Here is a 21951-nt window from a genome sequence, read left to right on the forward strand (position 1 = left end):
TCAGCCGGCGGCCCCCCTGACCGCCGCGTCGACGATCTTGACGAAGTCGACCACGCGCGGGCCCCAGCGCGAGGCGATGTCGTCGTCGAGGGTGACCACACGGTCCTTCGCGATGGCGGACAGGCCTCCCCATCCGGGCCGCTTGGCCAGGGTCTCCTTGGACTGGCCGCAGCACTTGGTGTCGGCGAGGAAGATCAGGTCGGGGTCGGCCTTCGCGACGAACTCGCTGGAGAGCTTGGGGTACCCCCCGGCGGCGTCAGGAGCCTTGTCGGCGATGTTCGTCAGCCCGAACAGCCCGTAGATCTGGCCGATGAACGTGCTGGACGTCACGGAGTACGGCGTGTTGTCCAGCTCGTGGAAGAACGTGAGCTTCTTGTCCTTGGGCGCGGCGGCGGCGAGCTCGTCGATCTGCCGCTTCATGCCCGCGGCGAGCTCGTCGGCCTTGGCCTTGTTGCCGGTGGCGGCGCCGAGGTCGGCGATCTCGTCGTAGGTCTCGTCCAGCTTGGTGGCGGCGGGTTCGAGCAGCACGGGGATGCCGACCTTGGTCAGCGCGGCCACGATGCCCCCCGTGTCGTTGGCGAGCACCACCAGGTCGGGCTTCTTCGCGATGATGGCCTCGGCGTTGGGCTTGAAGCCGGACAGGTCCGTCTTCGGGGCCTCGGCGGGGTAGGTCGACTGGTCGTCGACGGCGACGACCTGCGGCCCGGCGCCGATCGCGAACAGGCTCTCGGTGGCGCTCGGCGAGAGCGAGACGATCTGGCTGGGCTTCTCGCCGATGGTGACGGAGCCGTTGCCCGCCTGGACGGTGACGGGGAAGCCGGCGGCCTGCGAGGCGGTGGGAGCGGGGGCGGCGGTGGCGGGGTCTGCGGTGCCGGTGGACTGGCCGCATCCGGCCAGTGTCAGCGCACCCAGCAACGCGCCCGCCAGGGCCGTGCGTACGGGCCTCACGAGAGTTCCTCCAGTTGCCGGGAAATCGAGGGACCCGCGTGTTGACGGATCACCCTTTTCCACGAGGGTTGACGACGTCGGCGCGGCATGCAGGCGACCTGGCTCGACCCGAGGGGGTCTCACAGTTGCGGGACAGCGCCGGACTCACACCGGACTTCGCTGCACGCTGCGCGTCACAGGAACGGTATCAACCAATGCCGCAACCGGATACGACGGGTCGAAAGCCGCACAAATCCTGACCGGAGACTCAGGCGAGCTGGGCCTCGGCGGCGCTGATCAACTCCTGGAGGCGGAGCCCGTGGCGGGCGTCCAGCGGGTGGCCGCCGCCCTCGCGCACGGTCTTGGCGAACTCGGCCACCATGTCGGGGAAGACGTCGTAGCCGAGGTCGCCGCCGTCGAGGCTCTCGCTGCCGTGGCGGCCGTAGACGGCCACGTGCGAGGAGCCGTGCTCGACCTGGGCGGCCATGGACAGCGACGCCTCGCTGACCGCGCCGCTCTGGTGCTCAAGAAGCAGCCCGGTCCACCCGAGCGGGTGACCGTGGGCGCGGATGCCGACGACCGGCCCGAGGGCGGCGTCGAGCATGTCGATCATGTGCGGCCCCACGTCGAGGATCGCCCCGCGCTCCTGGCGCCACGGGGAGTCGATGGTGTACAGGGCGCCGGAGATGTTGCGGGCGTACCCGCCGAACGGCTCGATGGCGCGCACCCGTTCGAGGAACGCCTTGGTCGCGGCCGAGTAGCGGAAGGTGAGCACCATCTGGGACGCCACCCCCGCCTCGCCCACGGCGTCGGCGAGGCGCTTGGCGCCGTCGAGGTCGGCCGCGAGCGGCTTCTCCAGCAGCAGCGCCTTGCCCGCCCTTGCCGCCCGCACGGCCAGCTCGGCCTGCACGCCCGGCGGCACGCAGAACGCGACGGCCTCGCAGACCTCGAAGAGCTCCTCGACCCGCTCGTAGACCGGGGCTCCCAGCCGGGCGGCGGCCCTCGGCCTGCGCGCCCACACTCCGGCGAGGCGCGTGTGCGGCCCCGCCGCCAGCGCGGGGGCGTGCACGGCCTCCGCCCACGGCCCGGCTCCGATCAGACCTACCGCCACTGGCTCCACGGCGCTCAGCTCCCCGACGTACCGAACGATTCGTGGCGAGACTAGCCCAACCAGAACCTCGCGCGTGGGGTGATCACCATTCGACCAGAAGCGACGGCAGGCCCCGCCCGACGAGGGACCTGCGGTACGCGATCGGCCCGCCGGGCACCAGCCGCAGGCCGGGCAGGCGACGGCCCAGCACCTCAAGGGCCGTGCGGAGCTGGAGTCGCGCCAGCGCGGCCCCGACGCAGAAGTGGATGCCGTACCCGAACGTCATGTGCGCGTCGGCGTTCTCGCGCCCGAGGTCGAACGTCTCCGGCGCGGGGAAGACGGTCTCGTCGTGCGCGGCCGAGTCGGTGGAGAGCAGGACGAGGGAGCCCTCCGGGATCGTCACGCCGTGCAGCTCGATGTCGGTGAGGGCGTACCGGAAGGAGCCGAGGCTGGAGCCGTCGATGCGCATGCACTCCTCCACCGCGTTCTCCACCAGCCCGGGGGCGAGCGGCCAGGCGTCCTCGCGCAGCAGCCTGAGCACGCTGTTGCCGAGCTGGTTGGGCACGGTGTCGTTGCCGCCGAGCAGGATCGTGGAGATCAGCTCGACGACCTCCCGGTGGGAGAGCTCGGTGCCGATGAGCCCGGTCATCAGCGAGGTGAAGTCGTCGCGCGGAGCGGCGGCGCGCGAGGCCACGAGCTTGTCGACGTAGTCGAGGTACGAAAGGAAGCTGCGCGCGAGCACGATCTGCCGGTCGGGCGGCTGCGGCGACAGGAACAGCATGAACCAGTCCTTGACGTGCTCCTTGACGAACTCCTCGTCCTCCTCGGGCACGCCGATGAACCGGGCGCTGAGCTTGGCCGACGGCACGTGCCCGAGCTCCGCGACGAAGTCGCCCCCGCCCTGCGGCACCACCCGGTCGAGGATGTCCTCGTTGAGCCGCCGGAAGCGCTCCTCCATCGCGGTGACCGCGCGCGGGGTGAAGGCTCTGGACACAGAACGCCGCAGCCGCGTGTGCGTGGGCGGGTCGACGTTGGCCACGAAGCTGGACAGGAAGGACCCGTGGTCGCCGAGCACCTTCCTGGTCTCGGCGGCCAGGCTCCGCGAGATCGTGAGCGACCCTTCGGAGGAGAACCGCCTGGCGTCCCCGTAAGCGGCGCGGACGTCCTCGTGGCGGGTCAGGACGTACGCGTCCAGGTGCTCGCTGTGGAAGACCGGCCGCTCGTGCCTGAGCCTGCGCAGGAAGTCGTACGGCGAGGCGACGTGCCAGTCGGAGGTGACGTCGAAGTCGGTGGCGGTGGCCGGTGAGGTGTTCTGCATGATCACGACCTGGGGGTGAGGATCCTGCGGGGGTTCTCGACGAGCATCTGGTGGATCTGGTCGTCCGTGACGCCGCGCTTGCGCAGTTCGGGAAGGACGTCGCGGGAGATGTGCAGCAGGTGGTAGTTCGGGTGGCGCTCTCGCACGACGTCCTGGTCGAACCGGTCGTTGAAGCAGTAGGAGTCGTGCGACAGCACCATGCGTCCGGCGTGGCCGCGCGCGCACATCTCCGCCACGATGGCGACCCGGTCCTCGAACGAGCTGATCGTCTCGATGCCGAACCTGTCCATGCCGAGGTAGGAGCCCGCCGCGACCAGCTCTTCGAGATAGGCGGGGTCGGTGGAGTCGCCGGCGTGGCCGATGACGACCCGCGACAGGTCCACGCCCTCGGAGGCGAGGAGCCGCTGCTGCTCCAGCCCGCCGCGCGAGGCGCTGTGGGAGTGGGTGGTGATCGGCGCCCCGGTCTCGGCGTGCGCCCGCGCGACGGCCCGGAAGACCCGCTCGCAGCCCGGCGTCATGCCCTGGTGGTCGGAGGCGCACTTGAGGATCGCGGCCTTCACTCCAGTACGGCCGATGCCCTCGGTGATGTCCCTGACGAAGAACTCCGCCAGCCGGTCGGGGCCGCCGAACAGGCTCCCGGGGCCGCGGTTGCCGAAGTACGGCGGCAGGGCGTCGTAGGTGTAGAGCCCGGTGGCGGCGACGATGTTGACCTCGGTCAGCTCGGCGACCCGCTGGACGGCAGGAACGTACCGGCCGAGGCCGACCACGGTCAGGTCGACGACCGTGTCGACGCCCTCGGCCTTGAGCTCGTCGAGCTTGGCCGCCGCCTCCCTGGCCCTTCGCTCCAGGTCCCATCCTTCGGGGATGTCCGGCCAGTTCCACAGGATCTCCGGGCTGAGCCCGAAGACGTGCTCGTGCATGAGCGTGGCCCCGAGGCCCGCCACCGGCCCTCTCACGGTCTCGACCGCCCCGTCGCGGTCAGGCATGGGAGACGACCGGGAACCTCGGGTGGTCGAAGGGCGCGTTCACCCGCAGGCCGAGGCCGTCGGTCTGCCTGTACGGCGTGCCGGTGTAGAGCGCGTCCGCGTCGAAGTAGGTGACCGTGAAGGACAGGCGCGGGGTGTCCCCCCGGTTGGCCCCCGCGCCGTGCACGGTGAGCGAGTGGTGGACGGTCGCGTCGCCCGCCCGCAGGTCGAGGGGTGGCGACAGCTCCAGTTCCTTGAGCCACGGGTGCTGGGTGAGCTGGTCGTCGCCGTCGCGGGTGAAGCTCCTGCCGAGGATGCCGTGCCGGTGTGAGCCGTTGTAGAACCGCAGGCTGCCCATCTCGGCGGGGACGTCGGCGAGCGCGAGCCAGACGGTCAGCATCGCCGAGCGGTCCATCGGCATCCAGGGGAAGTCCTGGTGGAACTCGGTCGCGCCGTGCCCGCCGTCGCCCGGCTCCTTGATCAGCAGGTTCGTCACCTGGATGCGGACGCCTCTGACACCGTGCAGCAGGCGGGTGGCGCAGCGTCCCATCGCGGCGTCGAAGGCCAGGTCGTGGAAGGCCTCGTCGGCCTCGGCGATGTCCCTGGACTGGCCGAACGCCTGGTCGACCAGGGTGGCGCGCTCACGCGACCGGGCACGCAAGTACCCGAGCGCCCGCTCGCGCAGCCCGTCCACCCGGCCGGGGTCGACCAGCCGAGGCAGCCGTACCCAGCCGTTCTCCTTGAAGTGTTCGACCTCATGATCGGTCACGTCGCGGACCGGGGCATTGGTGGCCATGCCCCAGTTTCGAACCAATCCCACCACTAAAGCAAGCGCTTGGTCTAAGAAACGTGACGAGCGCGCGGTTCACAGTCTTGACAGAAAAACTTGATCGTAGTTAGTGATCGTGATACTTCATTGATCAATGTGACAATTGCCGCGAGAGTGACTGTGTGTCGTATTCGTGGCTTCTGTGGTGCCCGGTATTCGGGGTAGATGGCCGCAAGACACGCAGAGTGCCCGCACACTGCTACTCGGCCTGACCCCCGCCTCGTCTCCCGGGTGACGGCGGCGGCCGCGATCCCCGAAGCGTCCGTGACGCCCACGCGTCACCGCGGTCCAGTCACGTTGTGCGGTTCCGGGTCGCTTGAGGTTGGAGATCATCGCAATGTCGGTTGCTACTGGCACACGACAGGCAACAGCTGTCCCGATCCACCGGATCCTGCCCGACGTCGTACGGGATCCCGTCAACGCGCTGGCGGAATTGGGAAGGCGGGCCCGCGGGGACGTCGTGCTGTTGCGGGCGGGTGCGTTCCGCCTCTATCTGGTGACTCATCCTGATCACGTGCAGCATGTCCTGCGCGGAAACTCCACCAACTACGTGCGCGAGGGGATGTTCTGGCGGCCCCTGCAGCGCCTGCTCGGCAACGGCATCCTCGACGAGGGCCCGGCTTGGGAGTCCAGCAGAAAGATCCTGCAGCCGCTGTTCACCGCGAGATACATCGCCACGATCGCCGAGGAGTTGGCGAAGACGATCGATGAGCAGGTGGGCGAGCTGGAGGAGCACGCGCGGACGGGGCGCTCCATCGACGCCGCCGAGGAGATCGGGCGTATCACGAACCAGGCCGTGATCAGGGTCCTGTTCGGGGACAAGATCTCCCGCCAGGACGGGGAACGGCTGGCCCCCGCCTTTGAAAGAGCGGCCACCTCGATCGGCTTCCGGCTACTCATGCCGTTCCTGCCCTACTCCGTCCGGGTGCCAGGGGACCGAGCCTTCATGAACGCCGTCAAGAAGATCGACGAGGTGGTGTTCCCGCTGATCCGGTCGGCTCGAAAGCATCCTGACGACGGCTTCGACGTCATCTCCGCGCTCTGCCGCGCCCGTGGCCGGAACGGCGAGCAGATCACCGACCAGCAGATCCGCGATGACCTCGTCAGCGTCTTCGGAGCCGCTTCCGAGACGACCGCGATGGCCCTCACCTGGTTGTGGCCACTGCTCGACGCCAATCCGCAGCCGGCCGCCAGGCTGTACGCCGAGATCGACCGGGTCGTCGGCGCCGGGCCGGCGCTTCCGTCACATGTCCCGGAGCTGCGGTACACGAAGATGGTCCTGCAGGAGCTGCTGCGCCTTTACCCGCCGGGCTGGATCCTCCCGCGGATGGCCCGCCGATCCGACGACGTCGGCGGATTCCTCATCAAGGCCGGGTCGCAGGTGCTGATCAGTCCTTACGCGACGCATCGGCTCGATGAGATCTGGGAGCGGCCGCTGCACTTCGACCCCGAACGATTCTCACCCGACAGCCCCGAGCGCCGGCACCGGTATGCCTACTTCCCGTTCGGCGGCGGCCCGCACGCGTGCCTCGGCCAGCACCTGTTCCACGTTGAGGCGCCACTGGTTCTGGCAGCCCTCTTGAGCCGGTTCCGGCCTGTGCTGCGCAATCGCGGACCATTCAAACCCGCCCCCGCCGCGTCGATACGCCCCAACCCGAAGATCGAGTTAGGGCTGACGCCGGTCCAGCATGCCGGGGAGGGCCGGCGATGACAGCGGAGCCCACCGGATACGGCCTCCCGGCCACGGAGTGCGGCATGATCTGCGCGGTGGCGGGCCGATCGCAGCGCGAGATGCAGGAATGGATGGCCGCCTATCCGAAGCTGTTCTCGGCGAAGCCGTTCGACGCCGCGCTCTCCAGCACTCTGTCCATGGCCATGGCGTTCAGTGGACCCTGGTTCAGCGCGGCGCAGCTGCGGATGGCCAACAAGGTCTGCCTGTGGGCGTTCGGCCTGGACTGGCTGGTCGACTACGTGGCCACCTCGGCCGGCGAGGTGCACGACATCATGCGCGGGTGCCTTGCCGTGGCCGACGGCGCGGAGCCCCGCGACGGTGACGACCTCACCCGCTTCCTGTGGGACATCCGGCGGGAGCTGGGGTCGGCTCCCACGTTTCCCGCTCTGGGCCCGGCCTGGCGCGAGGAACTTCAGCGGATGCTGCAGGCGATGGTGACAGAGCGCGAGTGGCGAGGCTCTCCCGTCACACCCTCGCTGGAGGAGTACCTCCACAACGCCGACAACCTCGGCTTCTCCTTCGCGTTCACCTCGCATTTGATCCACACCGGTGGACCTGCCGTGGCGGCCGACCTCGACCAGATCCGGGAGGCCGGCCGGGCGGTGCAACGGGTGATCCGGCTGCTCAACGACCTCGGGACGTACGAGAGGGACCTGGAGTGGGGCGACCTCAACGCCCTGCTGCTCGGCGTAAGCCGCGAGGAGGTCGACCGGCGGGTCTCCCTGCTGGCCGAGCGGAGCCGGAAGCTCATCGCCCCCCTGCACGAGAGCCACCCGTACATCGCCGGCTATCTGGAACGTCAGATGGACTTCTGCGCGGGCTTCTACCGACTCGCCGATTACTGGGGAACGATTTGAGCGTCCACGACTTCGTCTCCGCGCCCGCCCGCGCCTTCACGCGCCACATGGCGAGCCTCGCCGCCACGACCGACGCCACGGACACCACGGACACCGGCACGGTCGACGTGACGGCCGAGGCCCGCGCGCTGCTGGCCGGGCTGGCGGCGCGGCCGTGGGGCAACGCCTCCCCCTCGGTGTACGAGACCGGGCGGCTGGTCTCCCTGGCTCCCTGGCTCGCCGGGCACGACGAGCGGCTCGCGTACCTCGTGGCGGCCCAGCGGCCGGGCGGCGGCTGGGGCGCGCACAGCGACTACGCGCTGGTCCCGACCCTGAGCGCGACCGAGTCTCTGCTGGCCGAGCTGGCGCGGGGCACCCGCGACCCATCCCCCGCGGCCGAGGCCGCGGGGAAGGGACTGCACGCGCTGTTCCGCTGGTCACGCCGGGACTACGGCTCCCCGCTTCCCGACATGCCCGCGATCGAGCTCGTCGTCCCCTCGCTGATCAGGTCGATCAACCGGCACCTGGACGACCTCCGGGACGCACCGGTGGACGGGCTGCGCACGTGGGCTGGGGTGCCGCCTCTGCCCCTGCCCGCCGGTGTGGACGGGGCCAGGCTGGAGATGATCCGGTCGCGCCTGCGGTCGGGCGCCCCGCTTCCCGAGAAGCTGCTGCACGCCCTGGAGGTCGCGGGCGACGCGGTGTTCCAGGCTCCCGGCGTCCGCCCGACGGCGGCCGGCACCGTCGGAGCGTCCCCTGCGGCCACCGCCGCGTGGCTCGGCGACCTCGGAGCGCGGGAACCGGGCCACCCCGCGCGGGCGCACCTGGAGTCCGCGGCGGAGCAGCACGGCGGGCCGGTGTCGTGCGCCGTGCCCATCACCGCGTTCGAGCGCGGCTGGGTGCTGAGCTGGCTCGTACGCGCCGGGATCCCCGTCACCGTCCCTGAGGATCTGGTTGCGAGCCTGGGCGCGGGGCTCGGCCCCGGCGGCGTGCCCGCGGGCCCGGGGCTGCCCGCGGACGCGGACACCACCTCGGTCGCGCTGTACGCGCTTGCGCTGCTCGGCGCGCCACGCGAGCCCGACAGCCTGCTGGGCTACCACACAGGCACGCATTTCTGCACGTGGCAGGGCGAGCAGGGCTTCTCGACCACGGTCAACGCCCACGTGCTGGACGCCTTCGGCCAGTACGTGCGCGCCCGTCCGGGCGCGCGGGCGCGGTACGGCGAGCCGATGGACCGGCTCGCGGGCTGGCTGCGCGGGCGGCAGAACCCCGACGGGAGCTGGCCGGACCGCTGGCACGTCTCGCCCTACTATGCGACGGTCTGTTGCGCGCTGGCGCTCGACGAGTTCGGCGGCCCGGCCTCCAGGGACTCCGTACGCCGGGCGGTGCGCTGGGTGCTTTCGACGCAGCGCGCGGACGGGTCCTGGGGCCTGTGGCGCGGCACCGCGGAGGAGACCGCGTACGCGATGCAATCTCTGTTGCTGACCCAGACGACGCACGACGAACCGGTGCATGACAACGTCATCACGCAGGGCTACGCCTACCTCCTGCGGTCGGCCGCGCGGTCCGATGATCCACCGATGTGGATAGACAAGGATCTGTATTTTCCCGGGGCGATCGTGCGTGCGGCGATCCTCGGGGCGATGCACCTCGCGCAGCGACAGGGCCGTTAGGGAACAAATGTGAGGAAAGGTCATGAAGTCTGGCCGAACCAGACATGACTACAAAATTGACAGAGGTTTGTCGTCAAGGCATTTCGTACCCATGCTAGGGTTCTCCGATGTGATGCGACAAACTGCCGCACTATCCCACAATGCAGCGTTAAGTAACGCGTAGTTGCCTAACAGTCGCTAGTCGCGGTTAACCGTGATGTGGGCTTCCCGATTTTCGCCAGGGATGGAGATATGCGCTTCCGCAATTCGCGTATCCGGACCAAGGTCACGGCCCTGCTGGTGTCCCTTGTCGCCCTGTGGGGGTTCGCGGCATGGGTGACGCTCCAGGAGGGGTTGAACGTCCTTTGGGTCACCACACTGTCCTCAGGCGTTTCCGGGCCCAGCGAACCGCTACTGCTTGAGTTGCAGCGGGAGCGCAAGCTTACCGTCCTATTTCTTGGCGGCGTCGGTTCAGGTACCGAGCAGCGCACCGGCTTGGATGCTCAGCGGGCCCGAACCGAGGCCGCGAGCTTGAGATTCCAGCGACTGGCCACCGGAAGCGACGTACGACGGGCGGCGAGCGACACTCTGAACCGGCGCATCGCCGAAACGGTCGCCAAACTACAGGCGCTGCACGCCGGCCGCAAGACGGTCGACGCGCGCCAGATCGACCGCGGCCGTGCCGCCACGGCGTACACCGATGTCATCCAGTCGTTCTACCCGATGTACGACTCGATGGCCGCGCTGGACGACAAGGAGTTCGCCAGAGACACCCGCACCTTTATCGAGTTCTCCCGAGCACGCGAGCTCCTCGCCCAGGAGGACGCATTCGCGGCCGGCGCTCTCGGCACAGGACGCTTCCTCGCAACCGACCGAGCACAGTTCGGTCTTATCGTGGGCGCCCAGCGATTCGTCATGTCCGAGGCCCTGGAGAAATTGCCGTCCGCGGAGCGTAAGTCCTTCGAGCAGCTTATGAGCAGCGAGCAGTTTCGCCGCCTGCGCACCCTGGAGGACCGGCTCGTCCACAGCGGGCGGACGGATCTGGCGGCCGTCGACGCGGAGCAGTGGAAGTCGGCGGCCGATTTCGTCTTGAACCGGCTTCAGACCCTGGTAGTGGTCGAAGGAGGCCAGTGGCTCGTCCAGCGTGCCACGCCCATCGCCATCGGCGTCGTCGTACGGCTGGCGCTCGCCGGCGGCCTCGGCCTGCTGGCGGTCATCGCGTCCATCGTCCTGTCCATCACCACCGCCCGAGCCCTCATACGGCGGCTGGAGGAGCTGCGGACCGCCGCCCTTGAGCTCGCCGCCCGGCGGCTGCCCGGCGTGGTCGAGCGCCTCGGCCGGGGCGACGACGTGGACGTGGCCGCGGAGGCACCGCCGCTCGCGGTCGGCAACGACGCGATCGGGCAGGTGGGCCAGGCCTTCAACACCGTGCAGGAGACGGCCATCCGGGTCGCGGTCGAGCAGGCCGAGCTGCGGCGCAGCTACCGGGGCATCCTGCTCAGCCTGGCGCGGCGCACCCAGTCGCTCGTGCACAGGCAGCTCACCATCCTCGACGCCATGGAGCGCCGGGAGACCGAGCCGGGCGAGCTGGCCGACCTGTTCCGCGTCGACCACCTGGCCACCCGGATGCGGCGCAACGCCGAGAACCTCATCGTCCTGTCCGGCGCCTCCCCCGGCCGCGCCTGGCGCAGGTCGGTGCCCATGGTCGACGTCGTACGGGGCGCGCTCGCCGAGGTTGAGGACTACACCCAGGTGACGCTGATGCCCATGGGTGAGGCCGAGCTGGCAGGGCGCGCCATCGGCGACGTCATCCACCTGCTCGCCGAGCTCATCGAGAACGCGGTCTCCTTCTCCCCGCCGTACGCCTCGGTCCACGTCAGCGGCCAGGAGGTGGCCAAGGGCTACGTCGTCGAGATCGAGGACCGCGGCCTCGGCATGACTCCGGAAGACCTGGCCTCGGCCAACGACCGGATCGCGGACCCGCCCGAGTTCAAGCTGACCGGCACGCCCCGGCTCGGCCTGTACGTGGTCAGCCGCCTGGCCTCGCGCCACCAGATCCAGGTCACGCTCAAGGCGTCCCCCTACGGCGGCACGACCGTCATCGTCCTGATACCCCGCGAGTTGATCAACGGCGAGGTCGACACCGACATGGATCTCGGTACCGATTCCGACGCGCTGCCCGGCAGGCAGCTTCCCCCCGGCACGGCACAGGAGCGGCAGGGCAGGCACCGCACGACCGGGGAGTTCCCCGTGCAGGCGGGCGGCCCCGGTGAGGCCGGCCCGTTCCTGCTGACTGCGGTCCCGAGGTGGGAGGACGACGAGCGGAGCGAGCCCGCGCCGGCCGTTCCCGGGCAGGCTGAGGCCGCGCCTGAGCGCGAGCCGTCCTCGCCGCCGCGGTCTCCTTCGGCCGACCAGGCTTGGGCCGACCAGGCTTGGGCCGACCAGGAGGCCTCCGCGCAGCAGGGGGCGTCCCTGTTCGAGCAGGCCTCCGCCGCCGAGCCCGAGGACTACACGCCCTCCGGCCTGCCTCGCCGCGTCGCCCAGGCGCACCTGGCGCCCGAGCTGCGCCGCGAGCCGCCCCCCGCCCCCAGCGCCACGGCGGAGGACGACGACGAACTCTCCCCCGAGGATCTCCGGCGGCTGATGGGCTCCTTCCAGAGCGGCACCGAACGCGGACGGTCCGAGGCGGCGAGACTGCCGCGCCGCCTCGACCCCGACCCGGATCCGGGTGACGAGCCGATGCGCTACCAATAGTGGTTTGGATCTTCGCCTGGCAGGTAGGCCGTGAAGATCGATCAGACGACGCAGTGAACAGTGTGAGCCGGTAAAAGAGGACAGCGAGTGATGCAAAGGACCAGTTCCCCCGCCGATCTGACCTGGTTGCTGGACGACCTGGTCTCGCGGGTGAGGGAAGCCGAGCACGGGATCGTCCTGTCCACCGACGGCCTGCTCCTCGCCACGTCGCGAGGTCTCGGCAAGGCCGACGCCGAGCACCTGTCGGCCGTGGCGGCGGGGATCCAGAGCCTCGCCCAGGGGGCCAGCGAGCGGTTCGGCGGCGGAGCCGTACGCCAGACCATCATCGCGCTGAAATCGGCGTACCTGGTGGTGACGGTGGCGGGCGAGGGCGCGTGCCTGGCGGTCCTGTGCGCCCACGACGCCGACGTGGGCCTGGTCGCCTACGAGATGGCCATGCTGGTTACCCGGGTCGGACAGTACCTCACCTCGCCCGCACGCTCGGAGAACCCTTCACCAAGGAATGAGGGCGCCCTATGACGAGCCTCTCCGACGACCCCGCTGACGAACAGTGGCTCGACGACGAGGCCGGACGCATCGTCCGCCCGTACGTGATGACGCGCGGGCGCACGCAGCCGAGCCGAGGTCAGATCGACCTGATCACCCTCGTGGTGACCATCAACCCGGCGATCGCGGCGGAGCCCGGCATCGGGCCCGAGCACCACACCATCGTCAGGCTCTGCGACCGGCCGCTTTCGGTCGCCGAGATCGCCGCGCATCTGGACCTGCCGGCCGGCACCGTCCGGGTGCTGCTCGGCGACCTCGTCGACCGGGGCTTCGTCGCGATCCAGGAGCCCGTGCGCGAGATGGACGTTCTCGATCTGGAAACCTACAAGGCGGTGCTCAATGGACTCCGGACGCTCTAACCGCGACGTCGGACGGGTGAAGCTGCCCACCGCGATCAAGATCCTGATCGCGGGCGGGTTCGGGGCCGGCAAGACGACCATGGTCGGCTCGGTGTCAGAGACCCGGCCGCTGCGCACCGAGGAGCTGCTGACCGACCGGGGCGTCGGCGTGGACGACCTGTCGGGCGTGGAGGCCAAGAAGACGACCACGGTCGCGATGGACTTCGGCCGCATCTCGATCGGCGACGCCCACGTGCTCTACCTGTTCGGCACCCCGGGCCAGGAGCGGTTCTGGTTCGTCTGGGACGAGCTGGCGCTGGGCGCGATGGGCGCCGTGGTGATCGCCGACACCCGCCGCCTGGCCGACTGCTTCCCATCTGTCGACTACTTCGAGCGGCGCGGCACGCCGTTCGTCGTCGCGGTGAACTGCTTCGAGGGCGCCAAGCGCTACGACCTCGAGGAGATCCGGATGGCGCTGGACCTGGGCCCGAACATCCCTGTCGTGCTGTGCGACGCGCGGCAGAAGGATTCGAGCAAGAGGGTGCTGGTCGCCCTGGTCGAGCACGCCATGGAGGCCCGCGCCGCCAAGCCCCTCCCCACCCAGGCCCCCGCCACCCGCTGACCTCAGCGCATCCCCTCCGCCAGGATCAGCATGACCCGCACGTCCATGCCCACTCATCGCGACTCCAGCTCATCGAGCCAGAGGCCGTCCCGTTCGAGAACCTCCGCGATGAACGCGGACGCCGCGGCGCGCTCGGTGTCGATGCCGCGGTTGATCAGGGAAGCGACGTAGTCCTGCACCGTCTGCCTGCGATCGGCGGCACGCGCCCTGATCTGGTCGAGCATCTGGTCGGGAACCCGGATGTTCAACTACTCATCCCTTCAAGCTAGCCGGTGCTGGCAAACACTCGTAGATGCGGATGGTAATCGGACGGTCACGGTCGCGCACCGCACTATTTGAGGCTTTACCGCGTCCACACGAGTGGTCGGCGTTTGCAATAGAAAGCGTGTGCAATTATTGACGACGACCCCCCAAGGACCTGGCAACCGCCTGGAGGCTCGGGCATGCACATCGACCTGACCGGCCGCACCGCGCTCGTCACCGGATCCACCTCCGGCATCGGCCACGCCATCGCCACCGCGTTCGCACGAGCGGGCGCCCGGGTCGTGGTCAACGGGCGTGACGAGAAGCGCACGGACGAGGCCGCCGCCCGCATCCGCGCGGAGACCGGCAATCCCGAGGTCCACCCGGTCGCCGCCGACGTCGGCACCGAGGAGGGCGCCGAAGCGCTCATCGCCGCCGAGCCGGACGTGGACATCCTGGTCAACAACGCCGGCATCTTCGCCGCGACGCCGGTGTTCGAGATCCCCGACGAGGAGTGGCTGCGCTACTTCGAGGTCAACGTCCTCAGCGGCGTCCGCCTGGCCCGTCACCACACCCCCCGCATGGTGGGGCGCGGCTGGGGTCGGGTGGTGTTCGTCAGCAGCGAGTCCGCGGTCCATCCTTCGACCGAGATGGTGCACTACAGCATGACCAAGACGGCCCAGCTCGCGATCTCGCGGGGCATCGCGCAGGCCGTGCCCGCCACCGGCGTCACGGTGAACTCCGTGCTCCCAGGTCCCACCCTCACTCCGGGCGTTGAGAAGTTCATCGCCGATCGGGTCGGCCCGGGCGTGCCCTTCGAGGAGGCCGAACGACGCTTCATCGCCGAGGAGCGCCCGACTTCGCTCCTCGGACGGCTGGCCCGCCCGGAGGAGGTCGCCGACCTGGTGCTGTACGTCAGCTCCGAGCAGGCGTCCGCGACTACGGGAGCCGCCCTGCGCGTCGACGGCGGTGTCATCCCCACCCTGATTCCCTGAGCGCACGGTTTGCCCCACCCCTGACCGGGGAGAGCATTCCGGGTGCCCGTTCGGTACGAAGAACCACAAAGCGATCAAGTTAGGCGATATCCATGTCACCCGTGCCCAACGTCACGCTGAACAACGACGTGCGGATCCCGCAGCTCGGTTTCGGAGTCTTCCAGGTGCCCGAGCCGGAGACCGTCGCCGCCGTCACCAGCGCCCTTGAGACCGGCTACCGCAGCATCGACACGGCCGCCATCTACGGCAACGAGAAGGCCGTCGGCACCGCCCTCGCCAAGGCGGGCCTGCCGCGCGAGGAGGTCTTCGTCACCACCAAGCTGTGGAACAGCGCCCAGGGGTACGACTCCACCCTGGCCGCCTTCGACGCCAGCCTCGCGAAACTCCAGCTCGACCACATCGACCTCTACCTGATCCACTGGCCCACCCCGGCCAAGGACCGCTACCTGGACACCTGGCGCGCCTTCGAGAAGCTGTACGCCGACGGCCGCGTCCGTGCCATCGGCGTGTCCAACTTCCACCCGGCCCACCTGCGGCGGCTGCTGGACGAGACCGAGATCGTGCCCGTTCTCAACCAGATCGAGCTCCACCCCAACCTGCAGCAAGCCGAGCTGCGCGCCTTCCACGCCGAACACGGCATCGCCACCGAGGCCTGGAGCCCGCTGGCACAGGGCGCGCTGCTCAAGGACCCGGTGATCACCTCCATCGCCGAACGGCACGGCAGGACCCCCGCCCAGGTGATCCTCCGCTGGCACCTCCAGCTCGGGAACGTCGTCATCCCGAAGTCGGTCACCCCCTCGCGCATCCGGGAGAACTTCGACGTCTTCGGCTTCACCCTCACCGACGACGACCTGGCGGCCATCGAGCCCCTCGACAACGGCACCCGCACCGGCCCGAACCCCGACACCTTCAACTGACGCACGGGCGGAGGCGGCTCCCGGCCCGGCGCCTCCCGCGGGCCGCTGCCGCGTGGGGGGTCGCCGCTTGAGAGATTTCGCGGCCAGGCTGTTCGGGAAAGAGAATTCGCCCCACCCGGCACCCACCTGGGTGGCGAGCCGGTGCCACCCACCCAGCCCGCCGGCCCCGAAACACCGCTACAGCCCACCCGCACCTTCCCCGAGCCGGCGATCCAGGGGTGACAGCCCTGGGCCCTTCCCTGGCCGGCGATCCAGGGGTGACAGCCCTGGGCCCTTCCTTGGCCGGCGATCCAGGGGTGACAGCCCTGGGCCCTTCCCTGGCCGGCGATCCAGGGGTGACAGCCCTGGGCCCTTCCCTGGCCGGCGATCCAGGGGTGACAGCCCTGGGCCCTTCCCTGGCCGGCGATCCCCAGGTGGACCGGGCCGCGCGCCGGCTGGTGGGGCCTCGCCTTCCGGTTTGTGGGTGGGCAATGGTCTGGGTGGGAAGCAACGGGTCACCACGGCACGCGGATCACGGGAGGGCTATTGACCATGTCACCGGCCGCACATCTCGCCGTACACCCCACCTTCAACTGATGTACGAACGCCCCACCCACCCCGGGCCCGGCGCCACCCCCAGGGCCAGGCGCCACCCAGCCGGGCCGTCCCCCCGGACGTGCGCCGTGGCTAGGCTGCGGGTGTGATCGACGAGATTCGCGCGCTGCTGACCCGTCACCTGCCCGGCCGCGAGGTCCGATCCATCACGAAGCTCGGCGAGGGATTGGACAACGTCGCCTACGAGGTCGACCACGAGCCGATCACCCCGGGAAGCCCGGTCGCCCTGGGAAGCCTGATCGCCGGGGGAAGCCTGATCGCTGGAGGAAGCCTGATCGTCCGGGGAAGCAAGGAGGCAGACCCCGCCGCCCGGGCGGAAGCGATCCGGCGCGAGGCCGAGCTGCTCGCCGTGGTGGCCCGGTTGTCCCCTCTGCCGGTCCCGGAACCGGTGTTCGCCGACATGGACGCGGGATTCCTGGCGTACGTCAGGCTCCCCGGCGTTCCCCTGATCAGCCATCCGGTCGCGGAGCCCGCGCGGCTGGCGGCCCCGCTGGGCGGGTTCCTCAGCAGCCTGCACCAGGCTCCCGTGGCCGAGATGGAGAAACTGGCCCCGCATGACTCCTTTCCCCTGGCCTCCTGGAGAGACGACGCCGAACGGGACTACCGGAAGATCGTGCCGCACGTGCCGACGGCGGCTCGTCCCCTGGTCGAGGACTTCCTCGGCCGCACGCCACCGGCCGAGCCCCCTGCCGGAGCGTTCTGCCACAACGACCTCGGCGGCGAGCACCTGCTGGTGGACGTCCGGGCGAGCACCATCACGGGCGTCATCGACTGGACCGACGCGGCCATCACCGATCCGGCCTGCGACCTCGCGCTGATCTACCGCGACCTCGGCCCGGAGATCTTCGACCTGACGCTGTCCCACTACGGCGCCCGTTTCGACGACGCCGACCGCGAGCGCGCCACCTTCTACGCCCGGTGCTCGCTCCTGGAGGACCTCGCGTACGGCTTGACCACCGGAGCTTCCCTCTACACGCACTCCGCCCTGGCCCACCTGACCCGGACCTTCAGGTAGACGCGCCCACCGGCGATACCGCCCTCTGTGGGTAGGATCCGCTCGCCTGGCGGACCGAGCGCTACTCAGCACTCTGGAGGGGGTGGTGTAGTCGACTCATGTGACCACAGTTTTGATGACCCAATGCGATCAACCATGCGCGCATTGTAATATCGGTTTGTGCCCGATCACGCGTACGAGCTACCCCTCTCCGAGGTCCCAGCGCACTTGGACGACCTCGCAGCAGCCGCTGCGGGGGGCGAAGTCATCTATCTGACTCGAAATGGTCGTCGGCTGGCAGCCATCGTCGCGCCCGAGTTCGGGGAAAGCATGGACCATCGTGCCGACCCGGGAGACTGGTCAGCCCTGGACGATTTGATCGGCTCCGCCCCCGGCCTAGCGGAAGCGACCGCCCTGCAGAATTTGCGTGACGAATGGGACAGGTAGTCATCGACAGCAGCATCCTGCTGGGATTGTTTGATCCGAAGGATGCTCTGCATGAGGTTGCGGCAGAGGCTGTACGTCAACGCCGCAGGCAGTGTGATCACATGCTCGTCCCCGCCGGACCGTGCGGATCAGGTTGGCGGCGCCTGGAGCGCCCCCATCCACAAGATCGAGAAGTCGCACCGGCCGTCCCAGAGCAGGGGTCCGCGTTTCTCCCGCCAGCGGAATCGGCGTCCGTTACATTTGCAGTATGAGTGACGAGGAGCAGATCGACTATGAGGTCGTTCGCCGCCGGTTCCCGTGGGTAGGGCTCGCAAGCATCGACGAACCCGACCTCGCCGCTCGATACCGCGAGATCATGGCTGAGGCCCGGCGTGACCGAGAGATCGTCGAGGCCATCGACGCCGTGCGGCGGAGTGCATGAGGCCGCTGCTATGCGATTCAGGCCCGTTGATCGCGACCTACAACGATCGCGACAAGGACTTCGCACGATGCGCTCGCCTCCTGGCCCAGTGGCCGGGCAAGTTACTGGTCCCCGAGCCCGTGCTCGGCGAGACGTGCAACTTTCTTCGAAACCACGTTCGTAACGGCCCGGCGCTGGAAATCCAGTTCCTGGAGGCGCTGACGGATCATGAAGGCGACTTCGAGATCATCACCCCAGAACCGGATGACCGGGTTCGAGCAGTTGATCTCGCTCGCCGGTTGGTGACGGGGCCGCTCGGGTACGTCGACGGCATCGTCCTGGCGATGGCCGAGCGTCTGCAGGTTTCCGACATCGCAACAGTGGATTTCAAGTTCCTCGGCATGGCGAGCCCGGTGAGCCGCGTCAAGCCGATTCGCTGGGTGCTTCAGGAGAGCTGAGTAAAGCACTCCACCCCACGGGTCGTCTCCCAGCGAAACCAGGTTATTGCGAAGTCTGGCACGCGTACGCAGACACCGGTCACGGTAATTCGGACCTGATCCGGACAGCGATCTGTCGCCACACCGTCGTCCTGGGGGCATGATCGCCTCCTTGGTCGCCGAAGGCCCCTCCGAGCTCCGGTCGCGTCCGATGTGACAGCGGCCCGGATGGCTTGCGAACGCATCCGCCCGCCAGTCGGCCGCACTCCCAGAATGCCTACCCACCGTTAGTTTTCATGGCGGAAAGCAGTGGCATGCCGAGAGACGTACCGGCCGGCAGATGGTGCGGCGGCGGGACTGGGATCCGGAGGCGCGGGCGGCGGCGAGGGAGCTGGACCCCGGCGAGCCGAGGTGGACGATCTTCTACGGGCTCTGGAGCCGCCGGTACTACGCCATCGCGCACTGGCACGCGCGCAAGCCGCTGATCCTGGACGCTCGCCTGCTCGCCGAACTGCGGGAATTGATGCGCGAGGCCGAGCTGCCAGACCTCACCAGTGAAGCCCGCTTCGTTGCTGTTTGACGACGAATCACGCCCGCAACCCATCCCCATGAACAGCCCAAACCTGGACAGAGTAGGGTCTTCCGGGTCATATATGGCGCAAGCAAGGAAGAGAATGATCGGCACCCCGGACGGTTTTCGCGCCGTACGCTGGGACATCCCCAGGGACCCCATGATCCTCGGAGACATCCGGGGCATGGTCCGGCAGACCCTCACCAATTGGCAGCTCGCCGGATCGAGTGACCTCACCGACGACATCGTGCTGGCCACCACCGAGGTGCTGAGCAACGCCGTCCTGTACGGGCTCCCGCCGATCCAGCTGACGCTCCGGGTGTCGGGAGAGATGCTGTCCGCCGAGGTGACCGACCATGGCGCGGGCCGGCCGGAGCGAAGCCCCGAGGACGACGACTCCGAGCACGGCAGGGGTCTGACCATCGTCGAGGCCCTCAGCGACGAGTGGGGCATCCTTCCCGACCGGTCCGGCACCGGCAAGACCGTCTGGTTCCGCAAGAAGTGCCACCATCCGGCTGAGGAACCACCCGAAGGCGACCAGCCGGCAGAGACCCCCACCGCACCCACCGCCCACAGCGCCGACCCCCACCGCTGAACACCCCACCGACGCGGCGCCCGAAAAGCCCAGGCAGGGGCGAGGAAAGGATCCCGAGCGCCGCCCCTCCGGACCCACTGCCCCCGACGCCGGCCCGGCAAAGCCCCAAGCGGGCGCGAGAAAGTGATCCCAGCGGCCGCCCCGGGTGAACGGAGCGACCAGTCAGGACTCCTTCCGGCCAAGACCACGCGGCGAGCGGACCGGGGAGTCATTCGGGCCAGGGGGAGGTTTGGATTACTTCTACGAAGTCGATGTGTTTGAAGCCGGGGACGAAGTGTTCGAGGACGTCGGCGTTGACCGTGCCGAAGGTGGTGTCGGGGCGGTCCTTGAAGCCGTGGGTGAAGGCGGCGAGGATCTGGCGCTTGAAGTCGGGACGCGGATGGGCGGCCGTGACCGCCGCGATGTCCTCCGGGTCCAGTCTGTCGTAGCCGATGCCGAGGACGTCGGTCTCGACGCCGGCCGTCACCAGCGCGATCTCCGGTTCGAGCCGGTACGGCACCTCCGGGGTGGTGTGCAGCGCGATGGCCTCCCACACCTTGCGGATGTCCTCCTCCGGGAAGCCGTGCGAGGCGAGGAAGCGGCGCGCCTCGTCGGCGCCGTCCATCTCGAACCGCTGGTCGGGGCGCCGGTAGGTCTCGGTCAGCCCGAGGTCGTGGAACATCGCGCCGATGTAGAGCAGTTCCGGGTCCGCTTCGAGTCCGAGCAGCCGTCCTTGCAGCGTCCCGAACAGGTAGACCCGGCGCGAGTGGTCGTACAGCAGCGGGGGCGTCGCGTCCCGGACGAGCTGGGTGGCCTCGTCGGCGAGCGCCGAGTCCGGAATGGTGACGCCCGCGATCGTCTCGCTCATCTCAGTGGTCTCCTCGCAGGTCGGGCATGGGCTGCGTGTCCTTGGCGAGTCCACTTCCCGCAACCGCTCATGAAGGAGTGAGTGCCCCGTTCCGGGGCCATGCTGTCTCCAGAAACGGACAAGACCCTCTGAGGTGAGGCCAACGACGATCGGCTCCCCGAACAGAGCCGGGCGGGTTGAAGGGACCACGTGTCCAGGTCGTAGCGGGGTTCGGGCCGGTGCGGATGCCCGTACCCGGCGAAGGTGACCCAGAAGGCCCCATCCAGCCCCTCCCGCTCGAAGACCGACAACAGCCGGACTTCCCCGGAGCAGGACCGGCGACCTAGTCTGTAGCAAGCGCTTGGTCACACAACTGGAAGCCACAGAGGAGACCGCAGTGAAGAGGCCGTTCCGGTTCGCCGCCGTCATCCGCGAGGCCGACACCGCCAAGTCCTGGGCGGACAAGGCCCGGCGCCTGGAGGACTCCGGTTTCGACGTGCTGCTCGTCCCCGACCACCTGGTCGGCCCGAGGTTCGCCCCCGTCGCCGCGATGACGGCCGCCGCCTGCGCGACCACCCGCCTCCGCGTCGGCACGCTGGTGTTCGCCAACGACTTCCGGCACCCCGCCGTGCTCGCCAAGGAGACCGCGACCATCGACGTGCTCTCCGAGGGCCGCCTGGAGGTCGGCCTCGGCACCGGCTGGATGGCGGCCGACTACACCGCCGCAGGGCTCACCCTCGACCCGCCCGGCATGCGGATCGACCGGCTCGCCGAGGGAATGGCCGTGCTCAAGGGGCTCTGGGCCGACGGGCCGTTCACCTTCGAGGGCGAGCACTACCGGATCACCGGCCTCGACCAGCGGCCCAAGCCCGTGCAGCGGCCCCACCCCAAGATCGTGCTCGGTGGCGGCGGGCCGCGCGTGCTGAGGCTCGCGGCGCGGGAGGCCGACGTGATCAACCTGACCATGCGGGTACGCGCCGACGGCGGAGGCCCCGACCGCTCCGACGCGGGCCTGGACGCGTTCCTCAAGAAGATCGACATCGTCCGTACGGCAGCGGGAGAGCGGTACGACGCGATCGAGCTCGGCACCAGCGTCCTGCAGATCGGCGTCCGCAAGCCGGAGGCCGCGTGGAGCGCCGCCGACTCCAGCCGGCAGGACGAGACCCCCCAGGTGCTGCTGGGCTCGCACGACGAGATCGTGGAGAAGCTCCGCCGCTGGCGCGACGAGCACGACCTCTCGTACTTCGTCCTGCACAACGAGCCCGACCTGGACGCCTTCACCCCGATCGTCGAAGAGCTCGCCGGACGGTAGATGATTGTGCG

Annotated in this window: 23 protein-coding genes and 1 riboswitch; of the genes, 16 read left to right on the plus strand and 7 right to left on the minus strand. The window is 69.3% G+C overall.

Annotation, left to right across the window (positions count from 1 at the left end; translation table 11 throughout):
- The 5 genes from OG589_RS23235 to OG589_RS23255 form a co-directional block, all read right to left on the minus strand.
- Entirely contained in the window at positions 1-948 is a 948-nt protein-coding gene (locus OG589_RS23235) for an ABC transporter substrate-binding protein (protein ID WP_405139427.1), read from the minus strand.
- Positions 949-992: 44 nt separating this feature from the next.
- Positions 993-1133: riboswitch (adenosylcobalamin (AdoCbl) riboswitch) on the minus strand.
- A gap of 62 nt (positions 1134-1195) precedes the next feature.
- Entirely contained in the window at positions 1196-2038 is an 843-nt protein-coding gene (locus tag OG589_RS23240; RefSeq protein WP_405139429.1) for a Gfo/Idh/MocA family protein, read from the minus strand.
- An 82-nt stretch (positions 2039-2120) separates the two neighbouring features.
- Positions 2121-3335 (minus strand): cytochrome P450, encoded by a 1215-nt coding sequence (locus OG589_RS23245; protein WP_405139431.1) that lies wholly within the window; start codon positions 3333-3335, stop codon positions 2121-2123.
- 2 nt (positions 3336-3337) lie between these two features.
- On the minus strand, positions 3338-4321 hold the full coding sequence (locus OG589_RS23250) for a phosphotriesterase (RefSeq protein WP_405139433.1): 984 nt from the start codon (positions 4319-4321) through the stop codon (positions 3338-3340).
- Complete coding sequence (locus OG589_RS23255) at positions 4314-5096, minus strand: phytanoyl-CoA dioxygenase family protein (protein WP_405139435.1); 783 nt, start codon at positions 5094-5096, stop codon at positions 4314-4316. Before OG589_RS23255 ends, OG589_RS23250 begins: the two co-directional genes overlap by 8 nt.
- A gap of 370 nt (positions 5097-5466) precedes the next feature.
- Here OG589_RS23255 and OG589_RS23260 point away from each other — a divergent pair, with 370 nt between their 5' ends.
- The 7 genes from OG589_RS23260 (at position 5467) to OG589_RS23290 (ending at position 13609) form a co-directional block, all read left to right on the plus strand.
- A complete protein-coding gene (locus OG589_RS23260) occupies positions 5467-6840 on the plus strand; it encodes a cytochrome P450 (RefSeq protein WP_405139437.1) in 1374 nt (457 codons plus the stop codon).
- A complete protein-coding gene (locus OG589_RS23265; RefSeq protein ID WP_405139438.1) occupies positions 6837-7718 on the plus strand; it encodes a terpene synthase family protein in 882 nt (293 codons plus the stop codon). The genes OG589_RS23260 and OG589_RS23265 overlap by 4 nt, the downstream gene beginning before the upstream one ends.
- Positions 7715-9370 (plus strand): prenyltransferase/squalene oxidase repeat-containing protein, encoded by a 1656-nt coding sequence (locus OG589_RS23270; protein WP_405139440.1) that lies wholly within the window; start codon positions 7715-7717, stop codon positions 9368-9370. The genes OG589_RS23265 and OG589_RS23270 overlap by 4 nt, the downstream gene beginning before the upstream one ends.
- 231 nt (positions 9371-9601) lie before the next feature.
- Entirely contained in the window at positions 9602-12103 is a 2502-nt protein-coding gene (locus tag OG589_RS23275; protein WP_405139442.1) for a nitrate- and nitrite sensing domain-containing protein, read from the plus strand.
- 90 nt (positions 12104-12193) lie between these two features.
- A complete protein-coding gene (locus tag OG589_RS23280) occupies positions 12194-12622 on the plus strand; it encodes a roadblock/LC7 domain-containing protein (protein ID WP_405139444.1) in 429 nt (142 codons plus the stop codon).
- A complete protein-coding gene (locus OG589_RS23285) occupies positions 12619-13008 on the plus strand; it encodes a DUF742 domain-containing protein (RefSeq protein WP_405139446.1) in 390 nt (129 codons plus the stop codon). Before OG589_RS23280 ends, OG589_RS23285 begins: the two co-directional genes overlap by 4 nt.
- A complete protein-coding gene (locus OG589_RS23290) occupies positions 12989-13609 on the plus strand; it encodes a GTP-binding protein (protein ID WP_405139448.1) in 621 nt (206 codons plus the stop codon). Before OG589_RS23285 ends, OG589_RS23290 begins: the two co-directional genes overlap by 20 nt.
- Positions 13610-13662: 53 nt before the next feature.
- Here the strand turns inward: OG589_RS23290 and OG589_RS23295 are convergent, their stop codons facing one another.
- Positions 13663-13857, minus strand: a complete 195-nt coding sequence (locus OG589_RS23295; RefSeq protein ID WP_405139450.1) for a hypothetical protein — start codon at positions 13855-13857, stop codon at positions 13663-13665.
- A gap of 195 nt (positions 13858-14052) precedes the next feature.
- Between OG589_RS23295 and OG589_RS23300 the strand changes: the two genes are divergently transcribed.
- The 8 genes from OG589_RS23300 (at position 14053) to OG589_RS23335 (ending at position 19802) form a co-directional block, all read left to right on the plus strand.
- Positions 14053-14847 (plus strand): SDR family NAD(P)-dependent oxidoreductase, encoded by a 795-nt coding sequence (locus tag OG589_RS23300; RefSeq protein WP_405139452.1) that lies wholly within the window; start codon positions 14053-14055, stop codon positions 14845-14847.
- A 92-nt stretch (positions 14848-14939) separates the two neighbouring features.
- Positions 14940-15764, plus strand: coding sequence for an aldo/keto reductase (locus OG589_RS23305; RefSeq protein WP_405139454.1), 825 nt, complete (start codon positions 14940-14942; stop codon positions 15762-15764).
- 679 nt (positions 15765-16443) lie between these two features.
- Positions 16444-17373 carry a phosphotransferase family protein gene (locus OG589_RS23310; protein WP_405139456.1) on the plus strand — a complete coding sequence of 310 codons (930 nt, stop codon included), beginning with the start codon at positions 16444-16446 and terminating at the stop codon, positions 17371-17373.
- Between the two features lie 207 nt (positions 17374-17580).
- On the plus strand, positions 17581-17799 hold the full coding sequence (locus OG589_RS23315) for a hypothetical protein (protein ID WP_405139457.1): 219 nt from the start codon (positions 17581-17583) through the stop codon (positions 17797-17799).
- Positions 17800-18046: 247 nt separating this feature from the next.
- Positions 18047-18220 (plus strand): hypothetical protein, encoded by a 174-nt coding sequence (locus OG589_RS23320; RefSeq protein WP_405139459.1) that lies wholly within the window; start codon positions 18047-18049, stop codon positions 18218-18220.
- A complete protein-coding gene (locus OG589_RS23325; protein WP_405139461.1) occupies positions 18217-18657 on the plus strand; it encodes a type II toxin-antitoxin system VapC family toxin in 441 nt (146 codons plus the stop codon). The genes OG589_RS23320 and OG589_RS23325 overlap by 4 nt, the downstream gene beginning before the upstream one ends.
- 319 nt (positions 18658-18976) lie before the next feature.
- A complete protein-coding gene (locus OG589_RS23330; protein ID WP_405139463.1) occupies positions 18977-19216 on the plus strand; it encodes a hypothetical protein in 240 nt (79 codons plus the stop codon).
- Positions 19217-19310: 94 nt separating this feature from the next.
- Positions 19311-19802: an ATP-binding protein gene (locus OG589_RS23335; protein ID WP_405139465.1), complete on the plus strand. Its 492-nt coding sequence runs from the start codon at positions 19311-19313 to the stop codon at positions 19800-19802.
- Positions 19803-20010: 208 nt separating this feature from the next.
- Here the strand turns inward: OG589_RS23335 and OG589_RS23340 are convergent, their stop codons facing one another.
- Complete coding sequence (locus tag OG589_RS23340) at positions 20011-20649, minus strand: HD domain-containing protein (protein ID WP_405139467.1); 639 nt, start codon at positions 20647-20649, stop codon at positions 20011-20013.
- Between the two features lie 376 nt (positions 20650-21025).
- Here OG589_RS23340 and OG589_RS23345 point away from each other — a divergent pair, with 376 nt between their 5' ends.
- Positions 21026-21940: a TIGR03621 family F420-dependent LLM class oxidoreductase gene (locus tag OG589_RS23345; protein ID WP_405139468.1), complete on the plus strand. Its 915-nt coding sequence runs from the start codon at positions 21026-21028 to the stop codon at positions 21938-21940.
- Positions 21941-21951 lie beyond the last annotated feature (11 nt).

The organism is Sphaerisporangium sp. NBC_01403 (assembly GCF_045040145.1).
Classification (GTDB): domain Bacteria; phylum Actinomycetota; class Actinomycetes; order Streptosporangiales; family Streptosporangiaceae; genus Sphaerisporangium; species Sphaerisporangium viridialbum.